25 protein-coding genes, 1 pseudogene and 1 riboswitch are annotated in these 26,139 nt (G+C 70.5%); of the genes and pseudogenes, 10 read left to right on the top strand and 16 right to left on the bottom strand.

What is annotated here, in order from left to right:
• Positions 1 to 20: 20 nt before the first annotated feature.
• From CP978_RS04875 to CP978_RS04895, 5 genes are all read left to right on the top strand, one after another.
• Positions 21 to 401 (top strand): ATP-binding protein, encoded by a 381-nt coding sequence (locus CP978_RS04875; RefSeq protein ID WP_221501120.1) that lies wholly within the window; start codon positions 21 to 23, stop codon positions 399 to 401.
• A 255-nt stretch (positions 402 to 656) separates the two neighbouring features.
• A complete protein-coding gene (locus CP978_RS04880) occupies positions 657 to 1,412 on the top strand; it encodes a hypothetical protein (protein ID WP_043437837.1) in 756 nt (251 codons plus the stop codon).
• A gap of 137 nt (positions 1,413 to 1,549) precedes the next feature.
• Positions 1,550 to 2,131, top strand: coding sequence for a hypothetical protein (locus CP978_RS04885; RefSeq protein ID WP_227745319.1), 582 nt, complete (start codon positions 1,550 to 1,552; stop codon positions 2,129 to 2,131).
• Between the two features lie 62 nt (positions 2,132 to 2,193).
• A riboswitch (Fluoride riboswitch) is annotated at positions 2,194 to 2,267 on the top strand.
• Between the two features lie 24 nt (positions 2,268 to 2,291).
• Positions 2,292 to 2,783, top strand: coding sequence for an inorganic diphosphatase (locus CP978_RS04890; RefSeq protein WP_043437839.1), 492 nt, complete (start codon positions 2,292 to 2,294; stop codon positions 2,781 to 2,783).
• Positions 2,784 to 3,102: 319 nt separating this feature from the next.
• Positions 3,103 to 3,969, top strand: coding sequence for a methylenetetrahydrofolate reductase (locus CP978_RS04895; RefSeq protein WP_052454527.1), 867 nt, complete (start codon positions 3,103 to 3,105; stop codon positions 3,967 to 3,969).
• A gap of 99 nt (positions 3,970 to 4,068) precedes the next feature.
• On the opposite strand, the gene CP978_RS04900 is transcribed toward CP978_RS04895, so the two are convergent.
• Entirely contained in the window at positions 4,069 to 5,133 is a 1,065-nt protein-coding gene (locus tag CP978_RS04900; RefSeq protein ID WP_043437840.1) for a 2,3-butanediol dehydrogenase, read from the bottom strand.
• 185 nt (positions 5,134 to 5,318) lie between these two features.
• On the opposite strand from CP978_RS04900, the gene CP978_RS04905 reads away from it, so the two are divergent.
• Positions 5,319 to 5,879, top strand: a complete 561-nt coding sequence (locus CP978_RS04905) for a GNAT family N-acetyltransferase (protein WP_043448174.1) — start codon at positions 5,319 to 5,321, stop codon at positions 5,877 to 5,879.
• Between the two features lie 33 nt (positions 5,880 to 5,912).
• On the opposite strand, the gene CP978_RS04910 is transcribed toward CP978_RS04905, so the two are convergent.
• The 5 genes from CP978_RS04910 to CP978_RS04930 all read right to left on the bottom strand — a co-directional run bounded on the left by CP978_RS04910 (position 5,913) and on the right by CP978_RS04930 (position 11,890).
• Positions 5,913 to 6,713, bottom strand: a complete 801-nt coding sequence (locus CP978_RS04910) for a class I SAM-dependent methyltransferase (protein ID WP_043437841.1) — start codon at positions 6,711 to 6,713, stop codon at positions 5,913 to 5,915.
• A 109-nt stretch (positions 6,714 to 6,822) separates the two neighbouring features.
• Positions 6,823 to 8,049, bottom strand: a complete 1,227-nt coding sequence (locus tag CP978_RS04915) for an aminotransferase class V-fold PLP-dependent enzyme (RefSeq protein ID WP_043437842.1) — start codon at positions 8,047 to 8,049, stop codon at positions 6,823 to 6,825.
• Complete coding sequence (locus CP978_RS04920; protein ID WP_043437843.1) at positions 8,046 to 9,383, bottom strand: pyridoxal-phosphate dependent enzyme; 1,338 nt, start codon at positions 9,381 to 9,383, stop codon at positions 8,046 to 8,048. Before CP978_RS04920 ends, CP978_RS04915 begins: the two co-directional genes overlap by 4 nt.
• Entirely contained in the window at positions 9,380 to 10,879 is a 1,500-nt protein-coding gene (locus CP978_RS04925; protein WP_043437845.1) for a Y4yA family PLP-dependent enzyme, read from the bottom strand. The genes CP978_RS04920 and CP978_RS04925 overlap by 4 nt, the downstream gene beginning before the upstream one ends.
• A gap of 195 nt (positions 10,880 to 11,074) precedes the next feature.
• Positions 11,075 to 11,890 (bottom strand): class I SAM-dependent methyltransferase, encoded by an 816-nt coding sequence (locus CP978_RS04930; protein ID WP_043437848.1) that lies wholly within the window; start codon positions 11,888 to 11,890, stop codon positions 11,075 to 11,077.
• Positions 11,891 to 12,163: 273 nt separating this feature from the next.
• On the opposite strand from CP978_RS04930, the gene CP978_RS04935 reads away from it, so the two are divergent.
• The gene (locus tag CP978_RS04935; protein WP_043437850.1) at positions 12,164 to 13,486 is read left to right on the top strand and encodes a UDP-glucose dehydrogenase family protein; all 1,323 of its coding nucleotides are present in this window, start codon (positions 12,164 to 12,166) and stop codon (positions 13,484 to 13,486) included.
• Between the two features lie 153 nt (positions 13,487 to 13,639).
• Here CP978_RS04935 and CP978_RS04940 read toward each other — a convergent pair whose 3' ends face one another.
• The 5 genes from CP978_RS04940 to CP978_RS04960 all read right to left on the bottom strand — a co-directional run bounded on the left by CP978_RS04940 (position 13,640) and on the right by CP978_RS04960 (position 17,827).
• Positions 13,640 to 13,882 (bottom strand): DUF5302 domain-containing protein, encoded by a 243-nt coding sequence (locus CP978_RS04940; RefSeq protein ID WP_043437852.1) that lies wholly within the window; start codon positions 13,880 to 13,882, stop codon positions 13,640 to 13,642.
• A 205-nt stretch (positions 13,883 to 14,087) separates the two neighbouring features.
• Positions 14,088 to 15,503, bottom strand: coding sequence for a DEAD/DEAH box helicase (locus CP978_RS04945; protein WP_043437854.1), 1,416 nt, complete (start codon positions 15,501 to 15,503; stop codon positions 14,088 to 14,090).
• 195 nt (positions 15,504 to 15,698) lie between these two features.
• Positions 15,699 to 16,187 carry a GNAT family N-acetyltransferase gene (locus CP978_RS04950; protein ID WP_079162010.1) on the bottom strand — a complete coding sequence of 163 codons (489 nt, stop codon included), beginning with the start codon at positions 16,185 to 16,187 and terminating at the stop codon, positions 15,699 to 15,701.
• Between the two features lie 258 nt (positions 16,188 to 16,445).
• Positions 16,446 to 17,102, bottom strand: a complete 657-nt coding sequence (locus CP978_RS04955) for a TIGR04282 family arsenosugar biosynthesis glycosyltransferase (protein ID WP_043437856.1) — start codon at positions 17,100 to 17,102, stop codon at positions 16,446 to 16,448.
• Positions 17,099 to 17,827: a glycosyltransferase family 2 protein gene (locus CP978_RS04960; protein WP_376697911.1), complete on the bottom strand. Its 729-nt coding sequence runs from the start codon at positions 17,825 to 17,827 to the stop codon at positions 17,099 to 17,101. The genes CP978_RS04955 and CP978_RS04960 overlap by 4 nt, the downstream gene beginning before the upstream one ends.
• Positions 17,828 to 18,349: 522 nt before the next feature.
• Between CP978_RS04960 and CP978_RS04965 the strand changes: the two genes are divergently transcribed.
• The gene (locus tag CP978_RS04965; RefSeq protein ID WP_063839041.1) at positions 18,350 to 19,576 is read left to right on the top strand and encodes a PP2C family protein-serine/threonine phosphatase; all 1,227 of its coding nucleotides are present in this window, start codon (positions 18,350 to 18,352) and stop codon (positions 19,574 to 19,576) included.
• Positions 19,577 to 19,913: 337 nt separating this feature from the next.
• Positions 19,914 to 20,507 (top strand): YbhB/YbcL family Raf kinase inhibitor-like protein, encoded by a 594-nt coding sequence (locus tag CP978_RS04970; RefSeq protein ID WP_144401431.1) that lies wholly within the window; start codon positions 19,914 to 19,916, stop codon positions 20,505 to 20,507.
• Positions 20,508 to 20,682: 175 nt separating this feature from the next.
• Here the strand turns inward: CP978_RS04970 and CP978_RS35525 are convergent.
• The 4 genes and pseudogenes from CP978_RS35525 to CP978_RS04990 form a co-directional block, all read right to left on the bottom strand.
• A pseudogene (locus CP978_RS35525) lies at positions 20,683 to 20,793 on the bottom strand (trehalase-like domain-containing protein); the annotation flags it as partial.
• Between the two features lie 429 nt (positions 20,794 to 21,222).
• Positions 21,223 to 21,897 carry a class I SAM-dependent methyltransferase gene (locus CP978_RS04980; RefSeq protein ID WP_043437861.1) on the bottom strand — a complete coding sequence of 225 codons (675 nt, stop codon included), beginning with the start codon at positions 21,895 to 21,897 and terminating at the stop codon, positions 21,223 to 21,225.
• A complete protein-coding gene (locus CP978_RS04985; RefSeq protein WP_043437862.1) occupies positions 21,894 to 22,397 on the bottom strand; it encodes a hypothetical protein in 504 nt (167 codons plus the stop codon). Before CP978_RS04985 ends, CP978_RS04980 begins: the two co-directional genes overlap by 4 nt.
• Before the next feature lie 2 nt (positions 22,398 to 22,399).
• The gene (locus CP978_RS04990) at positions 22,400 to 23,593 is read right to left on the bottom strand and encodes a molybdopterin-dependent oxidoreductase (protein WP_107070346.1); all 1,194 of its coding nucleotides are present in this window, start codon (positions 23,591 to 23,593) and stop codon (positions 22,400 to 22,402) included.
• Positions 23,594 to 24,043: 450 nt separating this feature from the next.
• Between CP978_RS04990 and CP978_RS04995 the strand changes: the two genes are divergently transcribed.
• A complete protein-coding gene (locus tag CP978_RS04995) occupies positions 24,044 to 24,487 on the top strand; it encodes a GtrA family protein (RefSeq protein WP_227745320.1) in 444 nt (147 codons plus the stop codon).
• Between the two features lie 34 nt (positions 24,488 to 24,521).
• Here CP978_RS04995 and CP978_RS05000 read toward each other — a convergent pair whose 3' ends face one another.
• Positions 24,522 to 25,898, bottom strand: coding sequence for a glycosyltransferase 87 family protein (locus tag CP978_RS05000; protein WP_150478145.1), 1,377 nt, complete (start codon positions 25,896 to 25,898; stop codon positions 24,522 to 24,524).
• Between the last annotated feature and the right edge of the window lie 241 nt (positions 25,899 to 26,139).

Below are 26,139 nucleotides of genomic sequence, written 5' to 3' on the forward strand. Positions count from 1 at the left end.
CGCTGCGCCATGTACTGACCATGCCCACCGTGGGATCGGCCGTACGACTGGCGCGGGAGACGGCGGAGATGGTGCTGACGGAGTGGGGGATCGCCCGCCGTCATCCGAGCGTGGACCCCGCGCTGCTGATCCTTTCGGAGCTGGTCACCAACAGCGTCCGGCACGCCGCCGCCGTGTCCGGGAACGTGACCGTCATCTACGCCGCGGGCAAGGACACCTTCGCCTTCGCCGTCCATGACCGCCACCCCTATCAGCCGCCCCTGTACGCGGCGGGCACCGGGAACACCGGGGGCGGGCTGGCCACGGTCGTCGAACTCACCCTGTTCCTGGGCGGAACCGCCGTCGTCCGCGGCGACGCCGACGGGGGCGGCAAGAGCATCTGGATCACCCTGCCCCTGTGAGGCGCCGAGGAAGGCGCCGGGCCCGCCCCAAGGGTTCCCAGGGAACGGCGCCATGACCGCGAGCACATCACGGACGGTGACATCAGCAGCTCAAACCCCATGACAGGGGTCCATATTTCCCCAATTTGCGAAGTATGTCGCACCCAGTGCCGCTACCGAGCGTCAGCTACGGTGACGTGCGTCGCGTCGGCCCGAACCGACGGACAACCCACCTTCGACCCATCGGCAGGAGTGAGTGTGAACGTTCGTTTCAGCATGAGCCGGGGAAGAGCACTGGCCGCCGCGGTACTGGCCGCGATCGTGTCCTCGACCGTCCCGGCGTCCGCCGCCGTCGCCGCGGACGGAAGCCACTCGGACCACTGGGGCGTGATCACCCGCAACACGATCGGCTCCCCCGTCGCGGCCCTGAGGAACGGCCCGTTCGGTTCGTTCGGCGTCACGGGCCCCTCCGCCAGACCGCCGTTCGGCACGGGCAGCCTGGGGATCGAGGTGGCGGACAACGCCACCACCCTCGCTCCCCCCAGCGAGAGCGTCGACTTCGGCAATGAGGTCGACTTCTTCGGCGATCGGGTGCTCGGTCTGCAGCAGGTCGGGTTCCATGTGTTCCAGACCAACGAGAACATCACCTACGGCGGTCCGGAAAACATGCCGAACATCAGGTTCGAGATCGACCCGAATGTGGCTGCTCATCCGACCGACCACTACACCTCGATGGTGTGGGTGCCGGACGCCGCCCCGGTGACGGACCGCTGGAGCCCCTACATCGACGCCACCCGGACCGGCTTCTGGTTCCTCTCGGGCGGCGAGACCGCCTGCACCCAGGCCGCCCGCTGCACCTTCGCCCAGCTGAAGGCCTCGCTCAACGACGGCGGCCCGCAGCCGGTCATCTTCAGCGCCGCCGTGAGCAAGGGCCGCGACCACATGTGGATCGGCGCCGTCGACGGTCTGCGGATCAACCAGAACATCTACGACTTCGAGGCCGACGGCGTGAAGACGCGTCGCATCCGCTGACGTCGGCGAGCATCGTTCTCCGAGTCTCCGTTCCTCGGCCGAGGGTGGTCGCCCGTGCCCCCAGCGGGTCGATCGGGCGGGCAGACCACTCCCGGCCGTCGGCGGAGTCCCCGGTCGCACGGAACCCGGCGAGAAGCGTGGCAGAGGTCGTCCCCGAGCGTGCGCTCGTCACCCGTCCCTCCGGGATCGAACACCACACAGGGGAAGCCGCCATGCAGTGCGATGCTCTCGGGATCTATCTCAACGACCATCTGGCCGGTTCCACCGCCGGACAGCTCCTCTCGCACCGCCTGGCCGAGCACCACCGTTCCTCGCCCTACGGAGGCGAACTGCGCCGGGTGGCCGACGGGATCGCGGAGGACCGGCGGACGCTTCTCGGCCTGATGGACGCCCTCGGCGTCCCCGCACGCCACCACAAGGTGTACGCCGGACGCCTCGCCGTCACCGCCCGCCTGCTCAAACTCAATGGGCGCGTGATCCGGAGGCCGGGCCTGAGCACGGTCATCGAACTGGAGACGCTGCGGCTCGGGATCGAGGGCAAGACGCTGCTGTGGCGGACGCTGCGGGAGGTGGCCCAGGACAGGGCGGAACTGGACGAGGCCCGGCTCGAGGAGCTGCTGCACCGGGCCCATGAGCAGGCCGATGTGGTCGAGTCGCTGCGCCGGCGCACGGCCTCGGCGGTCTTCCACCGGCCGCGGCGACGGACCCCCTCCGGGTAGGACCGTCGCTCCGCAGCGCCCCTCCCCTGCCGGGTTGTCTCCGGGCCGGCCGAGAGGACAATGGAGGGGGTGGCGATGAGGCTCGCCGCAACCGCACGACCGGAGCACCGACCGTGCTGATGGCCTCTCCCTGACGAACGGCTCATGGGAGGTGTCGGCGATGGAGGTCACGGTGGCGGTGACGGCGACGGCCGGTTCGCCGTTCGCCCCGCAGGACGGATCGGACGGGTACGACCTGGTGAGCGTCGGATCGATCCGGGTGACCGGATACCCGGTCGGCGCGGGCCGGGTGGACGACACCCTCACCGACGACGGTGAGCCGACCGCCGTTCTGCTCTTGATGGAGGAGCCCGCGCTGCCGGGACAGTCCGTCCGGGCTCGTCCGGTCGCCCTGGTCCATGCCCTGGTGGACGGGAGCCCACGGGCCGAGGTGCTGTGCGTACCCGCGCACGACCCGAACTTCGCCGCCTTCACCGCCCCGGGCGCGCTGCCCGCCTGGCACGCCGACGCGGACACCTTGGCCACCGTCCTGCACCGGCTCGACCCCGGTCATCACTGGCGGGTGACGGGCTGCGAGGGCCCGACTGCCGCCGAGTCGTTCCTGGCGGAGGCCCGGCACAGCTATGAGCGTCTCACCGGCTGCCTGGAGTGACCGGCGCCCACCGCCCTCGCCCTGATCGACCAGGTCTGCCCGACCGCCGCAGGCGTGCCCGCGTGATCGCCCCGTGGACCGCCCCCTCTGCCTGACCCGTCGGCCTTCCTCCGGCTCCTTCGGCCGACGAGCAGGGTCGTCGGGCCGACGGCTCCCGCTCGGACGCCGACCCTCGGCGCCAGGAGCGTCACTGAATCGTCCTAGTATCGGATCGTTTCCGTGGACGATCGTGAAAGAGAGCCGTATGACAGCCACGCCTTCCCGCCTCCAGGACGGCATCGACCGGGCCCACGGCTCCCGCCCGACCGCACGAAGCATCATGAACGCCGGATCCACGGTTCCGGCAGCGGTGGGCACATCGCTGCTGGACGACTTCTCCCTCGAGATGACGGCCAAGGACATAGCGGGACTCGAGGAGGCCCACCCCACGATCCCTCCGGGCACCCGTATCAACATCACCTTCCTCGGCAACGAGGATCTGCCGATGCGCCTGGCCGCCGCCCGCGCGGTCAAGCGGCTCGGCTTCGTACCCGTACCGCACATCTCCGCCCGGCGCCTGAAGTCCCGGGGCGAGCTGGAGCAGTTCCTGGCCGGGCTGAAGGCCGACGGCACCGCGGAGAACGTGTTCGTCGTCGGCGGCGACCCCGCCCGCGCCGAGGGACCGTACGAGGACGCGCTGGCCGTCATCCGCACCGGACTGCTGCGGCACCACGGGGTGCGTCATGCCGGGATCAGCGGCTACCCGGAGGGCCACCCGGCCATCACGGGCCCCGTGCTGTGGTCCGCACTGACGGACAAGCACGCGGCGCTGGGGAAAGAGCTGTTGGCCGGTGACGTCATCACACAGTTCGGCTTCGACGTCGACCCCGTGCTCGCCTGGGTGGAGGAGACCCGCGCGCGAGGCATGGACCTGCCGATCCGTATCGGGGTGCCCGGGCCGGCCGGGGTCAGGCGGCTCACGACGTACGCGGCCCGCTTCGGCGTCGGCACCAGTGCCGCCATCGCCCGGAAGTACGGATTCTCCCTCACCAACCTGATGGGTACGGCCGGCCCCGACCGGTTTCTGCGCGCCCTGGCCGATGGCTACGACGCCGGGCGCCACGGTGTGGTGAAGGTGCACTTCTACACGTTCGGCGGGCTGGGGGCCACCTCGGAATGGATCGCCCGGTTCCGGCAGGAGGGTTGAGACGGCATCCGCCCGGGAGGGCCCGGCGCGCCCCGGAGGAGCCGGGGCGCCGGACCGCCACGCCGTGCGGTCGGCTGGCCGCCGGGGCCGACCGGGTGCTCAGAGGCGGGGGTCCACCAGGATCTTGACGGCCGTCTCGTTGTGGTGGATCAGGGTCTCGAAGCCGTCGCTGACGAGGTCGTCCAGGCCGATGGTCCTGGTGATGAACGGCGCCAGGTCGACGCGGCCCTCCTGCACCAGCTTGATGGTCCCCGGGTGGGAGTTGACGTAGGCGATCGTGCCGCGCAGGTCGACCTCCTTGAGGACGAGCTTCTGCATGTCGATGGACGCCGGCTTGCCCCAGATGGAGATGACCGTGATGACACCGCCCGGCTTCACGGCGTCGAACAGGGTGTCGAGGACGACATTGACGGAGGTGGCCTCGAACGCGACGTCCGCGCCCTTGCCGCCGGTCAGACGCCGGACCTCTGCGGCGACATCGGTGACGGAGGGGTCGATGACATGGTCGGCGACCTTGGTGTCCAGGGCCTTCTGCCGGCGCAGCGAGCTGAGTTCGGAGACCGCGACCTCGACGCCCATCGCCTTGAGCACCGCGCAGGTGAGCAGTCCGATGGGGCCGGCGCCGCCGACGAGGGCGAAGTCGCCGGCCTTCGCTCCCGAGCGCTGGAACGCGTGATAGCCCACCGACAGCGGCTCGATGAGGGCCGCCTGGTCCAGCGGGACGTCCCCGACCGGGTGCACCCAACGGCGCTCGACGACGATCTTCTCCGCGAGACCGCCGCCGCGGCCGCCCAGCCCGATGAAGTTCATGTCGGGTGAGAGATGGTAGGTCGGGTTGTTCTCGCCGGTGTCGACCTCGGGGCGCAGGATGTAGGGCTCGACGACGACGCGGTCACCCGGCTTCAGGTCCTCGACGCCCTCGCCCACCGCGTACACGACACCGGACATCTCGTGGCCCAGCGTCACCGGGGCGGACTCGCCCGAGACGGGGTGCGGATGGCCGGCCGGCGGGACGAAGATCGGTCCGTCGAGGTACTCGTGCAGGTCGGTGCCGCATATACCGCAGTACGCGACGTCGATGCCCACCGTGCCCGGCTGGACCGTGGGTTCCTGGATGTCCTCGACACGGATGTCACCCCGGTCGTAGTAGCGTGCAGCCTTCACTTTGAGCCGACCCCTTCGCCTGTTGACGCCCGCATTTGCGTTGATTTCTTCCGTCGCGCGAGGTATGTCCCTCGTGTGGCGTATTCACGGTAACAGGACGATCCGGGCATCCGCGTCGGCCCTCCGGCCCCACGTGAGGGGGCCGGATGGGCCGGGCCTTCCGGCCGGCTGGCAGGCTGCCGGGTGTGACAGCGCATGAAGCAGTGCACGCGCCGGCGATCACACAGATCAGCCGGGCCCAGGACGCCACAGCGGCCATCAGGCGGGAACTCACCGACTGCTGGACGGCGGTCATCAACGACGGTGGGGCGGTGGTCCCCATGGACTGCCCCCTGCCTCCGGTGACCGCTCCGGTGCTCGAACCGGCGATGGAACGGATCGTGCGGGGTCTTTCCCCGCAGCGGAGCAGGCTCCTGCTGGCGACCGTCGACGGCGCGCTGGCGGGCTGGCTGTTGCTGCGCCGCGAGCAGCATCCCCTGGTGGCGCACTGCGGGGTGGTGAACCACGTCCAGACACACCTCCGCTTCCGGGGCCTGGGCATCGGCGCCGCGCTGATGCGGCACACCACGGTCGTCGCACGCGAGGAGATGGGCCTGGAACGACTGCAGCTCAGCGCGAGAAGCGGTCTGGGCCTCGAGGACTTCTACCGCAAGGCCGGCTGGACCGAGGTCGGCCGGTGGCCGGGGGCGCTGCGGGTGGCGCCCGGCGACGATCGTGACGACATCATGATGACCCTGACCCTGTGAAGCCCCCGTGAAGCCCTGCCCCGCCGTGTGAAGTCATGGCCGTCCGACGGCAGTTGCTCCAGGCGCGTCCCCCTTGACCGCCACCAGCACGGCACTGTCGCCGAACTGCCAGACCGGTGTGACATGGCCGAACCCCGCCCGGCGCAGCAACTCGGCGTGGCGGCCCGCGGCCAGATGGCCGTCGCAGCCGCTTCCACCGAGGGCCGCCAGACGCCGCTCACGCTCATGGAACAGATCGGCCAGTTCCGGGTCCCGGGCCGCCGCGTCCCACCAGGACCGCCAGTCCTCGTGGGCGTGGCCGCCGGTCCGCTCCGCCCGTCGGCGGCCCACATACGCGGTGAGGTCCGCGGACGGTGCTCCGTCCGGCGGGAAGTGGTCGCCGTTGACCAGGACGCCGCCGGGGCGCAGCAGTCCGGCGAGACAGCGGTAGGTGCGCAGCAGCACCGGTTCGGACAGATAGTGCAGGGCGGTCGTGGAGACGGCGGCGTCCAGGGGGCGTTCCAGCCGGAGGGCGTCGGCCCAGCCCTCCTCACCGATGACGGTGTCGACATAGCGGGCGGCGTCGGCGTGATGGGTCCGCCCCAACTCCAGCAGCAGGGGGTCCATGTCGGCGGCGACGATCTCCGCGGACGGAATGCGGTCGGCGAGCCTGGCCGCCAGGGAGCCGGGGCCACAGCCCAGGTCGAGCAGGTGCGGCCGGGAACGGCCGGCCGTGATGTGCTCGACGACGTCCGCGATCACGGTGAACCGCTCCTCACGGTCCACCGCGTACCGCTCCTGCTGCCGTTCCCAGCGTTCCACCCACGCCCTGGCGGTTCCCATGCTCACACCCATACCCCGCGACACCTCTTCCGTCTCTCGGCTGTCCGTCGACATCACGAATCTACAGCTGGAAACGGTTTTCATTTACCACGCAGGCCGGCTCAGGCCGGCTCAGGCCGGCTCAGGTCAGCGATGCGAGGACGGTCAGCAGTCGGTCGATCTCCTCCTCCGTGTTGTACACATGCAGGCTCACCCGCACCGATCCGTCCCGCTCCCCCGCACCGGCCTGGCAGAGGCTGTCGGCCCGCACCATGAAGCCGTGGCTGTACAGGATGAACCCCAGGTCGTCCGAGGGGATGTCACGGTGCCGGAAGGTGACGATGCCGTGCCGACGCTGGGAGGCCGGGAGCGCGGAGTCGGCGGCCAGGCTGGAGGGGCAGCCGAGGATCTCGTACGGACCGAGGTGCCGCAGCCGGTCGGTCAGCCGGGTCGCCAGACCGGACGTCCACCGGGCGATGCGGTCGGGGCCGGCCGCATGCAGCCAGTCGAGGGCCGCCCGCAGCGACACGATGCCCACCGTGTTGGGTGTGCCCTGCCAGCCCTCCGGCCGGAACAGTGGCCCCCGGGCGTTGCGGGCCCACACCGCGCCCGTACCGGGAAGGGCCATCGCCTTGTGCCCCGAGAAGACCACGAAGTCGACGTCGAGGGCGGGGTCGTCGAGGTGGACGGGCAGATGACCGATGCTCTGCGCGGCGTCCAGGCAGATCGGGACCTCCGGACCGACCGCCTCGCGGATGCGGTGCACATTCATGTCACCGCCGTAGACGTGGTGGACATGGGTGGCGGCCACGAACCGGGTGCGCGGACCCACGAGATCGCCGAGGGCACGGTGGTCGTAGTCGCCGGAGGCCTCCTGGTACGGCAGTGCCCGTACGCGTATGTCGATGCCGCGCTCGGCCAGCAGCCGCCGGGCCTCCAGCCAGGGATCCAGTTGGGCCCGATGGTCGGCGAACGGCACCAGGATCTCGTCCCCGTCGCCGAGGTACGGGACGAGCCAGTCACGGGCGACGGTGCGCAGCCCCTCGGTGGTGCCGGAGGTGAAGTGGACGGCGGAGCGCTCCGGTTCGGGATCGCGCAGGAACTCCTTGACCCGCTCCCGGGTCGATTCCACCAAATGTGTGGTCCGGTTGGCCCAGGGATAGGTGCCCCGGCCGGCGTTGGCGTTGGACGTCGTCAGATAGGTCTGGACGGCCTCCAGTACGGCCCGCGGCTTCTGGGAGGTCGCCGCGCTGTCGAGGTACGCCAGCTCCGGATCGGCGGTGAGGATCGGGAACTGCTCCCTCAACTCCCGCTGCCAGTACGTGTCACCGTCCCGCCCCGTGCCGGGGAGCGGCTGTCCGGCGCTCATTCGCGCACCAGCGGAGCGCCCGCGTCCCGCCAGCCGACTATGCCGCCCTCCAGACTGCGGATGTCCGGGTGCCCCATCCGGGTCAGCGCGGCGGCGTAGCGCAGTGACTTCTCGCCGACGGGGCAGGCCAGCAGCACGGGCGTCCGCTTGCTGAAGGGGAGTCCGCCTCTGAGCAGGTCCTCGAACAGTTCGTCGACGATATTGACCGAACCCTCGATGTGCAGGGCGGCGTAGGCGTGCGGGCTGCGCAGATCGACCACCAGCGGCCGGGGTTCGCCCGTCGTGGTCCAGCGCAGGGCTTCGTCCACACCGATGACCCGGGCCGACTCCCGGACCTCGGCGTCGGTGAGGGCCGAGGCGGAGTGTCCCCGGCCCGCGCGGCCCAGGAGCTCCGGGCGGCGCTGGCGCACATAGCTGAGATAGCTCTCGGCCCGGTCGCACACGATGAAGACCGCCGTCCGGCGTTGCCCGGTGTCCTCCAACTCGGCGTCGGCCTGCCGCAGATGCCGTACCGCCCCCTGGTAGGCGGCGCCTCCGGTCGGCCCCGACAGCAGCCCGCAGCGCCGGATGAGGGTGATCATCCCGTCGAGGGCCTCGTGCGAGGTCACCGACTCGATGGTGTCGTAGGTCGCCGGGTCGAACAGGCCGACCTGGTGGACCTCGTCGATGGTGCGGATGCCGGGTATGAAGTCCGACTTGTGGGCGACCAGGCCGAGGACCCGCACCCGTGGGTCGTGCTCGCGCAGGGCCCGGGCGACACCGGTCGACGAACCGGCCGTGCCCACACAGGCGATGAACCAGTCCGGCACCTTCCCGTCCAGGTCCTTCACTATCTCGGGTCCGGTACCCGCCGCGTGCGCCTCGACATTGCGCGGGTTGAAGTACTGGTCGGTGTGCAGATAGGTGCTGCCGGGGTCGGAGAGCGCCTGGTGGAAGTGGGTCAGCGGATCGTCCGTGTCGGTCGGGTCGAGGCACTCGCTGCGTCCCGGGAGCTCTTCGATCTCGGCGCCGAGGAGCAGCAGCAGGTCCTTGATCTCGGGGACGCGCATCCGGTTGGTGACGCTCTTGAACTTCAGCCCGTGCATGCCGGCCAGCAGGGCGAGGGCCTTGGCCGTGTTGCCGCTGGAGAGTTCCACGACGGTCCCGTCGCCGTCGGCCGCGCCCTCCAGCAGGGGCCTGGCCATGTGCCAGGCGGGCCGGTCCTTGACGGACCCGAACGGGTTGAGCATCTCCAGCTTCGCGTAGAGGTCGATGTTGCGCAGCCCGTGCACGGCGGGGTCGATGCGCACCAGCGGCGTGTTGCCGATGGCCTCCGTGATGCTGTCGTACCTCATGCGCTTGTTCCCCCCGGGGATGGGATCGGCCAGTAGTCCTCGTCCGGACACCAGCGCCAGTCGTCGTCGCCCTGCCGTTCCACCGCGACCGTTCTCGCGAACGGCTGTCGCTGCGCTCGGTGGGCGTGGAAGTCCATCGCGTAGCCGGCGGTGTTGGCGAAGGCCAGCAGATCGCCCGGGCGCGGCAGCCGGGGAAGGTGGACCAGGCGGCGGGTGATCAGATCGGCCTCCAGGCAGAGATTGCCGGCCAGAAAGACGCCGACCGGACCTTCCTCGCCCTCCTCCGGCTTCCCGCGCGGCAGCAGCACGGGGTCCACCAGGACGCCGTGCTCCTCGAGGCTCATGTCCCCCGCGTTCATCCCGAGGCGCACCAGGTGATGCCCGGAGTCGGCGTCCGCGAGCCGCACGTCCAGCACGCGTGCGAGGGTCAGCCCGCACTGGTCGACCAGGGCACGACCGGGTTCGATGTAGAGGTCGTGGAGGTGTTCCAGGAGGAGGTTCGCCGACGACCGGCCCAGGACCGGTGCGGGCAGCGAGAGGAGTTCGTCGAGATAGCCGGGGCCGGCGGTGGGACGGTGGCCCGGATACAGCGCCACGGCCCCGCGCACCGTGCCGCCCTCGTTGCGCAGCCCGTAACCATGGCCGCGCCAGGTCAGCGGTGGGCGGCTGCCGAGCACCGCCTCGCTCAGCGCGGTGGTCCACCGTTCCCACTCCCCGGCCTCGGCGACATAGCCGATTCCGAACCCGCCGCCGATGTCGACGGCGCGCGGGGCGAGGCCACGCGCCCGGCAGGTGTCCATGAACAGCACACACTGCTCCAGGGCCCGGACCTTCTCCTCCACGCCGGTGGTGTCCAGGTGGTAGGCGACACCGGTCAACTCGACGGCGTCCGCGTTCCGTTCGAGGGCCGACAGCAGCTCCTCCGCATCCCGCAGCGGGGTGCCGAAGCGGCTGCGCCGTGAGAGCAGGCGGGTGCCCGCTCCCCCGTGGCCGTCGGCCGACTCGAATCCGGACAGCCGCACCAGCACGGCGACACGGCCGAGACCGTGCGTCCGCACCAGGGCGGAGAGTTGTTCGAGCTCGTTCGGCGAGTCGAGGTTCACCGTGGCTCCCACCCGTGCCGCCAGCCATAAGAACTCCGCGTCCTTGGGGCCGGTGGCCAGGATCCGGTCACCGGTGAACCCGCAGCTCAGGGCGTGCCGCAGTTCCTCGAGCGAGGCGACGTCGACACCGACGGCGGCCACGTCCTCCGCCGCCAGTCTCCGCACCAGCGCGCTGGACCGGTTCGCCTTGTGCGCGAAGTACACGCGCCCGGTGAGACGGTGACGGCTGTAGACGGCACGGAAGCGCCGGGCGTTCTCGGCGACGGTCTCGGGGAGCAGCACGTTGAGCGGGGACCCCAGCGCGTCGACCAGCGAGTGCAGAAACGTTCCGGCCCTCAGCAGCGAGGCGAGCGGCGGATCCACCCGTGGCCTCAGATACAAGGGCGCATCCATGCGAGCCCCCTCCCCTTCCTCTGTCGGCCGACCGTCGCTCCGACGATCGTTCGGGGATAGTCGTTTCCCGCTGCACCCATCGCTAAGCCTCATGAGCACGGCTGGAGCGGATTGATGGGCATAAATTTCATTTCCATCTCCCCCCTTCCCATCAGCCCCTGCGGCACGCCGTCCGTCCCTGCGGCACGAGGCGTTCTACCGGCGGACCGCCGAGATCAGTCCGCCGGGACGCTCCTCGCGCTGCGGCGGGGTGCTGATCGGGCGGCCGTAGGCGGCAGCGCACTCGCGCAGGGTGTGGCTGACGGCCTCCCAGCCGTGCCCGGCCAGCCAGCCCACCGGGTCGTCGGGCGTCTCCGAGACCCACATGGACGCCGCCGATCCCGGCGCGGCGTCCGCTCCGAAGCGCTCGATCACGCCGCGCGAGCCCAATGTCAGCCCCATCCGACTGCCCGGCGCCGACTGCGCGCTGATCCGGGCCAGCAGCAGTTCCACCGCGTCCTCGGGCAGATAGATCAGCAGTCCTTCGGCGATCCACACGGTCGGCGCCGCCGGGTCGTGGCCCGCGGCGGCCAGCGCGCCCGGCCAGTCCTCACGCAGATCCACCGCGACGGTGATCCGCTCGCAGCGCGCGACGGCCCGCTCCTGGCGCAGCACCGAGGCCTTGAAGTCCAGTGGCGCGGCGGTGTCGACCTCGAACAGCCGGGTGCCCTCGGGCCAGTCCATCCGGAAGGCCCGGCTGTCCATGCCGGCACCGAGCAGCACGACCTGCCGGACACCGGACGCGGAGGCCTGCCGCAACAGGTCATCGAGGAATTTCGTCCTGATGACGATGGAGAACGCCACGCCTCGCCGGCGGCGTCGCGCGGCCTCGTCATCGGGCCGCGGCGGCGAGGAGGGCCACAGGCCGCCGGCGGCGGCGAAAGCCTGTGCCAGCGGGTCGCGGAACAGCGCGTTCTCCCGCTCGGTCTCCAGCGCCCGCACCCTGGCCACCCCCACCGCAGTGGCCCACACTCCCGACGGCTGCACCTGCTCCTGCTCATCACTCACCGCGCCAGCCTAGATGCTCGTTCCCAGCGGGCCTGATGAGTGGAGCCGGGTTGATGCGCGGTCGGCCGGTCACTGGCTGACGGCGGCAGAACACCGCTCCAGCCCTGACGGCGTCTCCTTCCTCGGCGTCCGAACAATCGCCCTGCCAAGGCTCAACTCACTCTGTTCCAGGGCCGATAGCTTCATGGAGGCACCTCCCTGGTTCCTCCAGGACAATCGCTCACACCAAGGAGAGCCATGCGCGTTTCGGTGATCGGCTGTGGACACCTCGGTATCCCCCACGCAGCGGCCATGGCAGAGATCGGCCACGAGGTGATCGGTGTGGACACCGATCACACGAAGGTGGACCGGCTCAACGCCGGTGAATGCCCCATCTACGAGGCGGGCCTGCCCGAACTCCTCACGAAGCACACCGCCGATGGGCGGCTGCGCTTCACCACCGACCCGCAGGAAGCCGCCGCCTTCGCCGAGCTGCACTTCCTGGGCGTGGGCACACCCATCGACTCCGACGGCCGCTCCTACGACACCAGGCAGGTCTTCGGCGCTGTCCGCCAGCTCGCCCCTCACCTGACCCGGGCCTGCACGATCGTCGGAAAGTCCACGGTCACCGTCGGCACGACCCGCCGGCTCACCCGCCTCGTCCAGCGCCTGGCCCCGGCAGGCGAGCAGGTCGACGTCGTGTGGAACCCCGAGTTCCTGCGCGAGGGCCACGCGGTCGAGGACACCCTGCGGCCGGACCGGATCGTCGCCGGGCTGACGACCACCGCGGCGGAGAAGGCGATCCGGGACGTCTACGCCCCGATCCTTCAGGTCACGGGTGTCCCCTTGTTCATCACCGACCCGGTAACCGCCGAACTCGCCAAGGGGGCTGCCAACACCTTCCTCGCCCTCAAGATCTCGTACATCAACGGCGTCGCGGACATGTGCCGGTCCGCCGGCGGCGACATCTCCCAGATCGTGGACATTCTCGAAGTCGACGGCCGTATCGGACGCGGCAGCATGTCCCCCGGGATCGGCTACGGAGGCGGCTGCCTCCCCAAGGACGTCCGAGCCTTCACCGCGTCCGCACGGCAGCTCGGCGCGGACAGGGCCGCCACACTGCTACGGGCCGCCGAGGAGGTCAACGAGTCGCGCACCGCCATGGCGGTCGGCATCGTGACGAAGGCACTCGGCCGTCCGATCGCAGGGGCGGCCATCACCGTGTGGGGCGCCGCGTTCAAGCCCGGTACGAACGACGTCCGCGAGTCCCCCGCTCTCGCGCTCGCGCAGGCCCTCCACCAGGCCGGCGCGTTGGTCACCGTGCACGACCCGCAGGCCGTCCGGACCGCCATGCGCCGCAGCCCCGAACTCGAATACACCGACGACCTGGAGCAGTCCGTCGACAGTGCCCATGCGGTGGTGCTGGCCACCGAGTGGCCCGAATACCGGGGGATCGACCCCACCACGCTGACCGACCGTACGGCCGAACCACTGATGGTCGACTGCCGCACCACCCTCGACGCCGACCGCTGGCGCACGGTCGGCTGGACCGTGCACCAGATCGGGCGGCCCGAAAAATAGCCCCGCGCCGCAGCGACGCCGGTCCCGTCAACCGAGCCGAAGAGGGTCGAGGCTACCGACGAGAAGCAGCTGAACAAGACCATCGCCTGCACGGGACGCGCGAGTGGGGAGCGCGAGTGCCGGTGAAGCGGTCAGATCGCGGGGCTCATCGGCTCAGCCGCCGCTCTTGCGCCTGAACGACCGCTGGCTCGCAGCCGGGCCGTGCGCCGAACGCACCTTCGACGCATCGGACTTGGCGGCCATGTCGGCGGCGTCCGCCTGCGCACCGCGCTTGCGCGCCAGGGCTTCACGGAACTTGCGCTTGAGGTCGTAGTTGCCGTCGCTGTCCGGCTCCAGAGGGGACGTCTCGGGGGCAGCCGGCTCCGAACCTTCGGTAGATACGGGCTCTGCGGTCATGGTGATCTCCTGGGTTCGGGGGTGGGCAAGCACAGCTTGTCATGCTGAGCGCGGTGCGAGGGGCCGGCAACGTCATCTTGCCCCGTTTCGGCGGGTATCCCTCTCGCGGCCAAAGGCGTCGACTTCGCAGGCAAGGCGCACAGGACGACTTCGGGCAGGGCCGAGGGTCGTCGATCCCGTGGCCAGGTTGCCGGGGCAATGGCTCTCAGCCGTTGCGACGCACGAGGGCGGCCCTGCGGGCCTCGGCGAGCTTGCGGGCCTCGGCGGCCTTTCGGGACCTGCCGCCGGCGCCGCGGGAGGTGTCCTTGCTGGTGCCGAGGCCGCGGAAGGGAGCGTTGCTGTTCTTGGGTCGGGGGACGGCGGGCCCGCCGTCGAGCGGGATGCCGGAGGGAGTCCTGGCGCCGGTGATCCGGCTCAGCTCCGCCTCGCCCGAGCGCACCTTGGTGACGGTCGGCTCGATGCCGGCCCCGGCCATCATCCGGCTCGTCTCACGGCGCTGGCCCGCCAGTACGAGCGTGACCACGCGGCCGGACTCACCGGCGCGGGCGGTGCGGCCCGCCCGGTGCACATAGTCCTTGGGGTCGGTGGGCGGGTCGACGTTGACCACGAGATCGAGGTCGTCGACATGCAGGCCACGAGCCGCGACATTGGTCGCCACCAGAACGGTGATCTGGCTGTTCTTGAACTGCGCCAGGGTCCGAGTGCGCTGCGGCTGGGACTTGCCGCTGTGCAGGGCCCCGGCATGCACCCCGCTGGCCCGCAGATGCCGGGTGAGCTGGTCGACGGCGTGCTTGGTGTCGAGGAACAGCAATACGCGGCCGTCGCGGGCGGCGATTTCCGTGGTGACGGCGTAGCGGTCAGGGCCGTGGACCACCAGAACGTGGTGCTCCATCGTCGTGACCGTGCCCGCGGCCGGGTCGACCGAGTGGACGACGGGGTCGTGGAGGTAGCGGCTGACCAGTTGATCGACGTCGCGATCGAGAGTGGCCGAGAAGAGCATCCGCTGACCGTCGGGGTGCACCTGGTCGAGCACGTCGGCAACCTGCGGCAGGAATCCCAAGTCGCACATCTGGTCGGCCTCGTCCAGCACGGTGACTCTCACCCGTCCCAGGCGGCAGGCGTTGCGCTCGATCAGGTCGTGCAGGCGTCCGGGGGTGGCGACAACCACCTCGGCTCCCTGGCGCAGCGCGGTAATCTGCCGGCCGATCGACATGCCGCCGACGACCGTGGCCATCCGCAGCCGCAATGCCTCGGCGAACGGCGCCAGCGCCTGGGTGACCTGTTGGGCCAGCTCGCGGGTGGGCACAAGGATCAACGCGAGGGGCTGCTTCGGTTCGGCGCGCCGACCGGCTGTACGTGTCAGCAGCGGCAGGCCGAAGGCGAGTGTCTTGCCCGATCCGGTGCGCCCGCGTCCCAGGATGTCGCGCCCCTCCAGGGCATCGGGCAGTGTGGCGGCCTGGATCGGAAAGGGTTCACGCACCCCGAGTTCACTCAGTGTCCGCAGCACCTCCGTCGGCAGTTCCAGGCCGGCGAAGGAGACGGCCGGGAGCAGCGCCGGGGTCGTTGCCCCGGGCTGGGCGGGCCCGCCGTGAGCGATGCCGGAGTCATCGGGATGCTTCATGAACAGCCTTCCGCGAGGGAACGTACCGAGGAAGGCCCGGCAGGTTTGACAGCCCACGCACAAGCGGAACCGAACAGGCAGAATCGCCCACCGCGACGACCACGCAAAAGCGTGACACTAACACATGGCATGACCTCGCGCCGCTGATACCGATCGCCTCTGGGTACGGGTACGGGCAGCCGAAGGCATCCCGCGTCACCCCGAAGGAATGCGAAACTCGAATTCGGGGCGGTCCCACGGCACGGCGGGCGGGTTTGCGAACGCGGTCCCGGTCCGCACCGCACCGACGCGGTGGTAGAAGTCCGCCGCGGGAAGGTGCGACACGACCTTGAGACGGTCGATCCCGGCGGCACGGGCCTCGGACTGCATATGCGCGACGAGCAGCCGTCCAATACCCCGTCCTTGCGCTTCGTCGGCGACGAACAGCAGGTCGAGCTCCGGTGGAGCGAGCACGAGCGAATAGAACCCGAGGACCCGGCCTCCATGCTCGTCGGCGCCGACGGCCACAAAGACGCGGTGGGCCTCGATGTAATCGGGACCGACCCGGTAGCCCGCGACTGCGGCTGCGTACTTACCCGCGTAGGCGCCTGAGCCACGCACAAGCCGCGTGAGCCGTTTGGCATCCCGCGCGACGGCCCTCCGTATCGTGATCGGCCGGCCGATCGGGGAAGTGCGTGAACTCATCGGGAGAGTATTTCGCACCGGGAAGTACCTCCGTGCGACGGGTCGGCTGCTCGCGCAGGCGTTCCTGCACCGCTCCTCGAAGGTGGTGTCCGGTGCGCAAGGCTCCGGCGTAGGTGTCGTCCCTCCGCGGCTCGCCCGGCCTCGAGCGATCGGCCGGATGCGGTTGCACAGGGAGCTGTGCAGACCACGCCACCACGGTCGGCGGGCGCTCTGCCGCGGTCTGCGTCGTCCGCTGGGCGGCGGCAGGATCCGTACCGCTCACCGACCGGCCTCGGCGAGCGAGTTCAATGTGGCGACGAAACGCGAGCCGGAGGGACAGCAGGTAGCGACCGCGGCCGCATCGGCGGCGGTGTCCACATCGCGCAGCATCGGCAGGTCGCACACGTTGAGTCCTGCCTCGACAAGTCGGCGCCGCTGTACTTCTCCCGTGTTGTCGGCGGACATCGGTACGCCTGACACCAGAGTCGCGGCGCCCGAAGGCGCCGCGAGGCCCAGCGCCCAGAAGCCACCGTCCACGGCCGGGCCGAACCAGGCGTCGTGGCGGTCCCGTCCGACACCCGCGAGAAGGTCCGCGGTCATCTGAGGGGTGTCCATGCCGACCAGGAGGGCCGGTCCCCGGTCGCAGTGGGAGAAGGCGGCGGCGATCCGCTCGTCCAGACCGCCGGGTTCCTGGAGCACGATGTCGAATCCGGGCGGCAGCCAGGGACCGGGAGCACCGTCGAGAACAAGGATACGGCGCCGGGCGGGAGCCAAGAGCACGGTGTGCAGGGTGTCGGTGAGAGCCGCTTCGGCCAGCGCTGCAGCCTCCTGGGGGGTGTAGGGCGGGGTGAGGCGAGTCTTGGCCCGCCCCGGGACAGGTTCTTTGGCGAGGACCAGCAGCGTGGCCGGCCCTGTGGACAGGTGCAGGCCACTCATCGTCCGGCCCCCCTGGGGGTTTCCGCGTGGACCTTGCCCGCGGCAGGACGTTCGGCGAGGACAGCACGCATGTCCCGTACCGCCTGCCAGGTGCCGCGCCAGGTGCCGGTGACCTTGGACCGGCCGGTGCGCGGACGGTAGGGCACGTCCGTCTCCATCACCTGCCAGCCTGCGTCGGCGGCGCGAACCAGCATCTGCAGCGGGTAGCCGGAGCGCCGGTCGGTCAAGTTCAGGGCGAGCAGCGGCCTGCGGCGCGCCGCGCGCATCGGGCCCAGGTCGTGCAGCCGCAGCCCGGTCCGCCGGTGGATCAGACGGGCCAGCTCCAGGTTGGCCAGGCGAGCGTGCAACGGCCAGGCATGACGTGTGACGGGTCTGCGGCGCCCCAGCACGAGGTCGGCAGAGCCGTCGAGGACAAGCCCGGCAATGGCGGGCAGACGCGCCGGGTCGAGGGACGCGTCACAGTCGCAGAAGCAGACGACGTCGGCCGTGGCGGCGGTCAGGCCCGCGTGGCAGGCGGCTCCGAAGCCACGTCGTGGTTCGTGGAGAACATGCGCCCCGAGGGAGCGGGCGATGTCCGCCGAGCCGTCGGTGGAACCGTTGTCGACCACGATCGCGCGCCAGCCTGAGGGGATGCGTTCCAGTACCCATGGCAGGGCCTCGGCCTCGTCGAGGCAGGGCAGCACCACGTCCACAGGAGCAGGCGAAGGAGGGAATGTCTCGGTCACCCGACTCACCCTAAGGGGACGAAAGCGACAAAAGTGCTCTGGCGTTCTTAGGGAACGCTGACGCCCGCTGGCGCTCCCACCCACCGTCGAACCCTGGTGCGAGACTCGGTGGCGTGAAATGCGTGCTCGCCATGGACGACAATCCCGCAGGTTCCAAAAATGCCATGCACTCCACGTGCGAGGTCATCGGAAGTTGTCGGCCTGGGCCGGCCGCCGAAAGGCCCAGGTCAGAGCCGGCGGCTTGCAGTCCCGCGCGGGTGCCCTGAGCGTGATGACCAAGAGTTCATCCGCGACGTCGACGGGTGCCTGGTGGAGTTCGTACGTCCCGCCGACACCACCGGCCGACCTGGCCGCTGTGCGAGGCCGGTCTGGACGCGATGACCGTGTCGGCGGAAGTCGGACAGTGGTCGGCCGCAATAACGGGTACACGGAAGTATGGCCTCCGAAAAGCGCCCTGCGAGTCGACGTCGGCCATGGTACGAGGCGCGTGGCCTGGTTGCCGTTCCGCTTGCGCTGATCGTCGTGATCACCAGCGTCAACCTGGCCACTCCCGGCCACCCGTACGCCGGACCGCTCCTGATCGTCGCGCCGGTGCTGGCCGCGGTGACCCTGGGGCCATGGCTGACCACACTGACCGGAGTGCTGGCCTGGGCGGACCAGATGATCTTTGCCGTCCTTCTCGGAGACCTCCACTCGGCGCAGCGCATCACGCAGATCTTCGCCGTCGTGGCGGCCGCTGCCTTCGCCGCGCTCCTGTCCGGGACACGGGAACGGAAGGCACGGGAGCTGACCCGGGTGCGCCAGGTGTCCGAGATCGCCCAGAATCTGGTCCTGCGCCCGCTCCCCCCACGGATGGGGCCCCTGCGGGTGGCCGCGGTGTACCTGGCGTCAGAGCGCGAGATGAAGATCGGCGGCGACCTGTACGCGGCCGCCCGCACCGCCCACGGCACCCGTCTGCTCATCGGGGACGTCCGCGGCAAGGGCTTGACCGCCGTGAGCGATGCCGCGCTGCTGCTGAGCGCCTTCCGAGGGGCCGCACACCGGCAGACGAGCCTGGCGGAATTCACCACCTACCTGGACGCGAGCGTGTGCTGGAACCTGGCGGAGCCCGGTGAGAAAGATCTGGCACAGGAATGCTTCGTCACCGCGATGCTCATCGACATCCCCGACCACTCACCCACGGTCCAGATCGTCCACTGCGGTCACCCCCCGCCGCTGCGGCTACGCCCGGGACAGGCCACCGCGCTGTGCGCCCACCAGGCCGGCCCCCCTCTCGGCCTGCAGCTGGACATACCCGGTCACTGTGTCGACACATTCGATTTCGGACAGGGCGACCTGCTCCTGCTGTACACCGACGGCGTGACCGAAGCCCGCAACCCCCGCGGCGACTTCTATCCCCTCACTGAACGCGCCGCCACCTGGAGCGGGAAGCGCCCCGAGGAACTCCTGGAGCACTTGCGCACCGACCTGCTGGCACATGCGGGAGGCCAGTTGGATGACGATGCCGCCATGATCGCCATCGAACGCCCGGTAGGAAGGATTCGGCACAACGCCACGGCGCTTCCACACAAGCACCGGAGCGAAACTGCCTCACAGCGCCAGCGGCTCGACGTTCTCCGAGGCAGCCGTCCACTCGCAGCCGCCGTTCTCGGGCCGCAGGGACACCACCTGGTCAGGCGATCGTGGTCTGCCCTTGGACTCCGGACGGTCCAGTCCGTGGACCGGGATCCACGCCGGCCCGGCCAGTGACCGTGTCCCGCACGAGGCGGCCCGGCCACGCCCGGTCACAACTGTTCGTCGAATGCCGGTCACCAACCACGGAAAGCTCCCCCGCTCGGAGACCAGGCAGCGCCACCATGCGACCAGGCCTCAGCCCGAGCCCCGCGAGCCCGAACCACTTCCTCAGCCTGTCCCCGGGGGTGTACGGGGAGGCCGAGCGGGGCAGGGGGCCTTCAAGGATGCCTGGTCGCTGTTCGACAGGGTCGGCCCTTCCGCTGCCTGCGGCCCAGCCGGGGCCGAGAACCGAAGGTCAGGAAACCGTATGCCGGTACGGGCAATCGGTACCCGCCCGTCATACCGTTCCGTCATGACGCGTCGATCCCTTGCTCCAGGCGCGATCGCCACAGCCGCGCTGCTGACGACCGCCGCGTGCTCGTCAACCTCCGGGCACACCCAGGCGACGTCGGCTCCGTCCACCGCGTCCTCCCGGACGACAGCGGTACCCACGGGGCCCTTCACCCTCGGCCGGGGCCAGGGTTTCGACGCGTCGGGCGCGTTCCTCCCCCTGATGACCTGTGACAGCCCCCACGACTATTCCCCTGGGCTCAGGTTCGAAAATATCCCCGTCGGCACCGCCGAACTCGCCCTGTCCATGGTCGACCTGGAGAACCAGAAGATCCACTGGCTGCAAATCGGCCTTCCCGCGACGGCATCCGGAATCCAGGGGCACACCCTGACGCCCGGTGCCCGTGAACTCCTGAACGACTTCGGCGAAGCAACGTACGACGGCCCCTGCCCGCCCGCCGGTCACACGCACCGGTACCAGTTGACGCTGTACGCGCTACGCAACCCCCTGCCGGCGTCCTTCGGCCGGAACACCACGCCGAGCCGGACCCTCAAAGAACTACGGAGTCAGGCGGACGCCACTGCGGTGCTGGTCACCCGCTACACACGGCACTGACCGCAGCGGCGAGCCGGGATCAGCCCGGACCTGCTCGATCGTCGTCGCCGCCCGGGCCCTGCACGCCCCCGGCCGTCTGGAGGGAGTTCCGGCCGTTGCTGGGGCGGCTGCGGTTCACGTGCGCCTGCGTGAGCGGGTGGATCGGCGGAACGCTTGGCGTAGACACGGGTGGTCGGGCGAAGACCGCCGGACTGTCGAACCGGGGCAGGCACAGCCGATCCACCGAGCCGTCCGAGGTCACCAGCGCGGCCGAGCGGCAGTCGGCCAACAGGGCGTGGTCACCGATCGGTCGCGCACGTGGCCACCGATCGGTCGCGCACTCATGCGTCGCAGCCCGTCCGCCTCGGGCCCGAAGCGGCCCGGCCAGGACGACGTGAGCACTCGCCTGCGCCGCAGTTCGCTCCGGACGCCTCACGCGTGTCATGGATCACAACCTCCCTGAAGAGCGGTTTCACCCCTGCGCGATGACCGGAAGGCTTCACCGTTCGGGCGGTGGGGGAACATCGCGAGGCGGGCCCCTCGCCCGCGTACTGGCTGTACGGCAAGCCCTTCGGTCACGGCACCAGCCAATCAGCGCGAGGCCCGGGTCGCAGATGCCGGTTGAGGGCGGTTGCGCCGACCGGGTGGCACGACCTGCTGCCATGCCCCACGCCCGGCGTCCATTCGGCGTACGTCTGTGTTCCCCACCGCCGCATGGCCTGCCCCGCCTCAGCAGCTACGTCCCGGGAATCGAATCCTGGCGGCCGAGGGCGAGGAAGCGTCGGTGGCCGTGTCTCCACTGGTCGATGACGCTGAGGGCAAGGCTCTCGGCGAGTCTGTGGAGCGCCGGTGCTCCCAGACGTGCCCAGGGAAACGGCGGACCCTCGTGGCCATGGATGTCTTCGAAGCGGGCGGTGCAGCGCTCCTCGACATCGGCGGGGTCGACCTCGACGAGGAGAAGCCCCGTCGGAGCGGTGAGCTGGATACAGCGGCCCAGCAGGGTACGCGGGTTGCCGCCGATGCCGATGTTGCCGTCGATGAGCAGGACGGTCTGCCAGCCCCCCTCGGCCGGTAGCCGGTCGAAGACCGATCGGCACAGTGCGATTCCGCCGAGTGCGATGGTGTGGGCCACCGCGCGGGGAGCCACGTCGACGCCGAGCGCGAAGACTCCGCGGCCCAGGAGCGCTCTGCACAGCCGGCCTGGTCCGCTACCGACGTCGAGAACGGGGCTCACACAGCGTGCCAGTACGGATTCGTCGGCCAGGGTGGGTTGCGCATACCAGCAGTGCACCGGCATCCGGATCCTGCGCCCGTCCGCCATCCGCAGGTACACCGGTCCGCGGCCGGTCCTCAGGGCGAGCGCATAGGGGTCTCCCCCGGCGCAGGGCGAGTCGTCCTCGTCGGTCGTCACGATGCGCCGTCGTGACCTGGTGCAGGTCGTTCCTGGGCGGCGCGGGCGGCCCGCCGGACGCGGCGGAGCCTGAGAGCGAAGGCCAGGGCTGAGGCGGCGAAGAGCACGGCGGTGATGGCCAGCCACCGGCCGAGGTAGACGTCCATGGACAGCCCGGTGGCACCCGGGTAGGGGGTCGACAAGGCGAAGATGAGGGGGAACCAGACGAGCAGGAGGACACCGGAGAGGAAGGTGGGCACACGCAGGTAGTTGATCCACGGCGGTTGTGGCATGCGGGTGGCGCGATGCCGCAGGACGGCGTGTGCCGACAGATCGGCGAGCGAGTACAGGGGCAGCAGGATCAGGTCGTGGAGGATCGCCGCACCGACGAACCAGATCGCGACCTCGAGCGGGCGGACGGCGAACAGACGTACCAGGGCGTAGCCAGTGATCGCGAACGAGGCGATCAGGACGAGCAGGTGGAGGGGGCTGGAGCCGTACCAGCGGACGAAGCGCGCCATGGTCACGTCCTGAAGGTGAGCCGGTGCACCCACTTGGTGTTGTTCACGCCGGGGTTGGCCGGGACGATGACGCGGGCCGGGTAGCCGTGGTCGAGGGAGAGGTCCGCGCCGTTGACGTGCAGGGCGAGCAGCGATCGAGGGTCGTGGATCTGGTTGCCCCGCAGGACCACCGAGCTGTAAGGGCCGTGCGGCTGGACGGATCGCACCAGGACGCTTCCGGCGTCGGGGAGGCGCGCAAGGGCGGCGAGGTCGGCCAGCCGAAGGCCGCTCCATTGCTGGTTGGTGGTGGACCACCCTTCCACGCAGGCGATCGGCAGTGCGGCGCCATGCTGGGGCATCGCGAGGAGCTGCGCGCGGGTGAAGACGAGCGTCCCACCGGGGCCATGGATCTCCAGCCGCCAGTCGGGGCCGACGTGCGCGGGGGTGACGCCGACGGAAGCGGCCGTCTTGTTGATCTGGAAGGCGTTCGGACCGCTGCCCGGAGTTCGGTTGTGCGGAGCAAGGAGGGCGGTGCTCCGCAGCCGGCCGCCGATGCTCTGTCCCGCGGTGACCACCAGGAGGAGCAGCGATCCACCCCCCACCAGGGCGAGCGCGCCGCGCCGGGTCATCGTCGGCGGCGCGGGAGCGGTCGGGACCAGGCCGTCGGGGTCGGGCGGCTCGGGCCGGGTGTGAGCGAGGTCGGTACGCAGTTCCGCGGCCAGGCTGCGGGAGCGCAGGGCGCGGGTCATCCGGCCGAGTCTGAGGCACACATGGACGAGGAAGGCGGCGATGAACACCCAGGCGCCGTAGAAGTGCAGGGTGTAGAAGGAGCCCGGGAAGACGTAGAAGAGCTGGATGTTGATGATGCCGGTGACGAATTCGAAGATCACCCCGCCGACCAGCATGAGCAGGGACAACCGCTCCAGTCCGTGGGCGACGGAGCGGACCGGCAGCCACTCGAACAGCTTCGGGATCACTGACCACAACTTGGCCAGCAGCACGGGCACGAGGACCACGCCGAGCGTCACGTGCACGCCCTGGGTCAGCCGGTACAGCCAGTAAGGACGGGTGGGCCAGGCGAAGAGGTAGAAGCCCAACAGGCCCTTGTCCGGGGTCTGGTCGTTGATGGGGTTCAGTCCCGGGTTGTAGGAGGCGTAGGAGAGCATCCCGGTGACGAAGAGCAGCGGGATGCCGATCAGCAGCGCCAGGCCGAACACGGACGTCAGCCAGGGCCCGCGGAGGGGACTGCGCCAGAAGCCGGGGCGGAACGGTCCCGGGGGAGGAGGAGCCTGTTCGACCCGCCGCACGAGGGCCCGGGCACGAGCCGCCACCTCGGTGCCCCGCGCCGTCGCGGCAGCGCGAATGCGCCCGAGGCGCCCCTGCGCCTGACCCTCGTCCGATCTCGGGCGTCGCGGCCCGCCGGAGCCCGGGGCCGGTGGCCGTCCGCCACTGTCCATCGGCTGCCTCCTCTGCCCCGGGCCGACTCCCAAAGGGTGGATCAAACCCCACCCGGCCGTCAGTGCTCGTCAACCCGTCAGCCACAAGCTGACACAGATCGGGTCGGCTCTCCGCGTCTGACGTGCATACGAGTGTCCGCCGCAAGCCGAACGGCCGAACCGGCGCTTTGCACGGCTCGACAGGTCGCACGGTGGCCTCATGATGGTGGGGTGCGACGCCTGAGCCCACGGCGCAGCGCCTCCACCCGGCCCGGCCGCGCCGTGCTGACCAGGGAAGTGTTCTGGTTCGTCGTGATCGGCGTCGCCTCCACGGTGGCCCAGGCCCTGCTGTACTGGGTTCTGCGCCACTGGTCGCCGCCCGTCCTGGCCAACTTCGTCTCTCTGCTCGTCGTCACCGTCCTCAACACGGAGGCCAACCGGCGGCTGACCTTTCGCGGGTCCGTGGTCCGGGTCCTCCAGGCGCATCTGGCCGCGGGTGGCCTGTTCGTCCTGGCGTACCTGGTCACCTCGGGCGCTGTCCTGCTCTTCCGTCACTACCGGCCCACCGCCTCACCAGCGGCGGAGACCCTGGTGCTCGTACCGAGCTTCGCTCTGGTGACCGTGGTGCGCTTCACCGTCCTGCGGATGGTCGTCTTCAGACACCGTCACCGATGACTCCTCGCGCCCGATGCTGCTTGCACCACTGCTGTCACGCACCGTCCCGTCGCCGGTCCTTGCCGGCACGGGCCCGCGCCCGGAGGAGTGCGCCGGCGAGCACCGCCGCGGCGGCCGGCCCGTATGCGGCGGCCTGGACGCCATGCCAGTGCAGTGCGTCCGCGACATACAGCGCGGTGCCAGCGGCGGCGACGGCGAGCCACTCCCATCGGCCACCCATGGCCACCAGGGCCACGACGAGCAGTGCGTACCAGAAGTACGCGGGCGAGATGACCAACAGGGCCGTACCCGTGACCAGCAACGATCCATGCCACGGCCGCTTCGGATCGCCTCGCCGCAGGACGTACCAGGCGCTGAGCGCGACCAGCGCGGCGGCGGCCGGACCGGCCCACGCGTCCGGCAGCACCAGCCGCAGCAGCGCGAACCGGCCGACGGCACCCGGCTCGTACCCCTCCTCCCGCAGATAGCCGGGGAGGTAACCCACCACCGCGGAACCGGACGCCAGCAGGTAGGGAAGATAGGTGAGCGCCACCACACCGACGGCTGCGAGCAGCACACTCGCCGCTTCCCGCAGCCGGGCGCGCGGGCCACGTCCGGGGGCCAGCACCCCGGAAAGCGCGCCCGGAAGGGCGAGCACGGGCAGCAGTTTGACGGCGATCGCCGCCCCGAGGAGCGCTCCGCGGCGCGCTCCTGCGGCCGTGCCGAGCGCGGCCACCGTGAGCAGCGCTCCGAGCGTGTCCACATGTGCGTCATTGACCGCGGCGAACGGCACCGCCGGGCACCACGCCCACAGTGCCACCCGCCGCGCATCACCGGACCTGCGCCGCTGCACCAGCAGCAGCGCCACCGTCGTGGCGACGGCGAGCACCGCACCGGCGATCTGCAGTGGCTTGTGCCGCCCGCCTGCCGGGGAGACGGCGTGCACCAGCAGGAACCATCCCTCGGCCACGGGCGGATAGATCGTGCGTTCGGACGGCCTGTTGATGCGCGTACACACGCCCGCCCCTGTGTGGAGGTCCCACTCACGGCACGCGGTCCCGGCGGGGAAGAGCCAGGGATCGCGCAACCGGGCAAGTTGCGTCGCGTCCGGCGGGTAGGCGTACGGGGAGACTCCCGCGGCCTGTACGCGGCCGTCCCACGCGTAGCGGTACATGTCGTCGCTGGTGCGCGGCGGAGCCGACAGCGCCGCCACACACAGGGCAGTCCCGCCGACAAGGATCAGCACCACGGCGGTACGCACCGGCACGCGGCGCACGGTCCATGCCGCGCCGGCGAACAGCACCCAGGCAGCGGCATACCAGCACAGCAGCGCATCCGGACGGCCGAGGTCACCGCCGGTGCGGACGGTCAAGGCCACGACGGCCGTAAGGGCGGCGAGGAGCGTCGTGGCGCAGAGCGTGCGTACTCCCACACCCGCCACAGTGGCAGCCGCGAACGCGCCGGATCCGCCTCGCGGCGCCGCGTGTCGGATCCGGCCGTAACCTCGGAGACCTGCTGGTCCTCGTCGCAGGAGGGGCCGGGTTCATGGGGGGCCCGGATCATCCAGGCGCTCATCGAGTGCGGGCACGGGGTGCGCGTGCCGGACACGCGCACTCCATGTCGTCGAGCGCCGCAAGGTCGGCGGCGGCCAGGCCGGCGACGTGGACGAAGTC

This window comes from Streptomyces nodosus (assembly GCF_008704995.1).
In the GTDB taxonomy this organism is placed as follows: domain Bacteria; phylum Actinomycetota; class Actinomycetes; order Streptomycetales; family Streptomycetaceae; genus Streptomyces; species Streptomyces nodosus.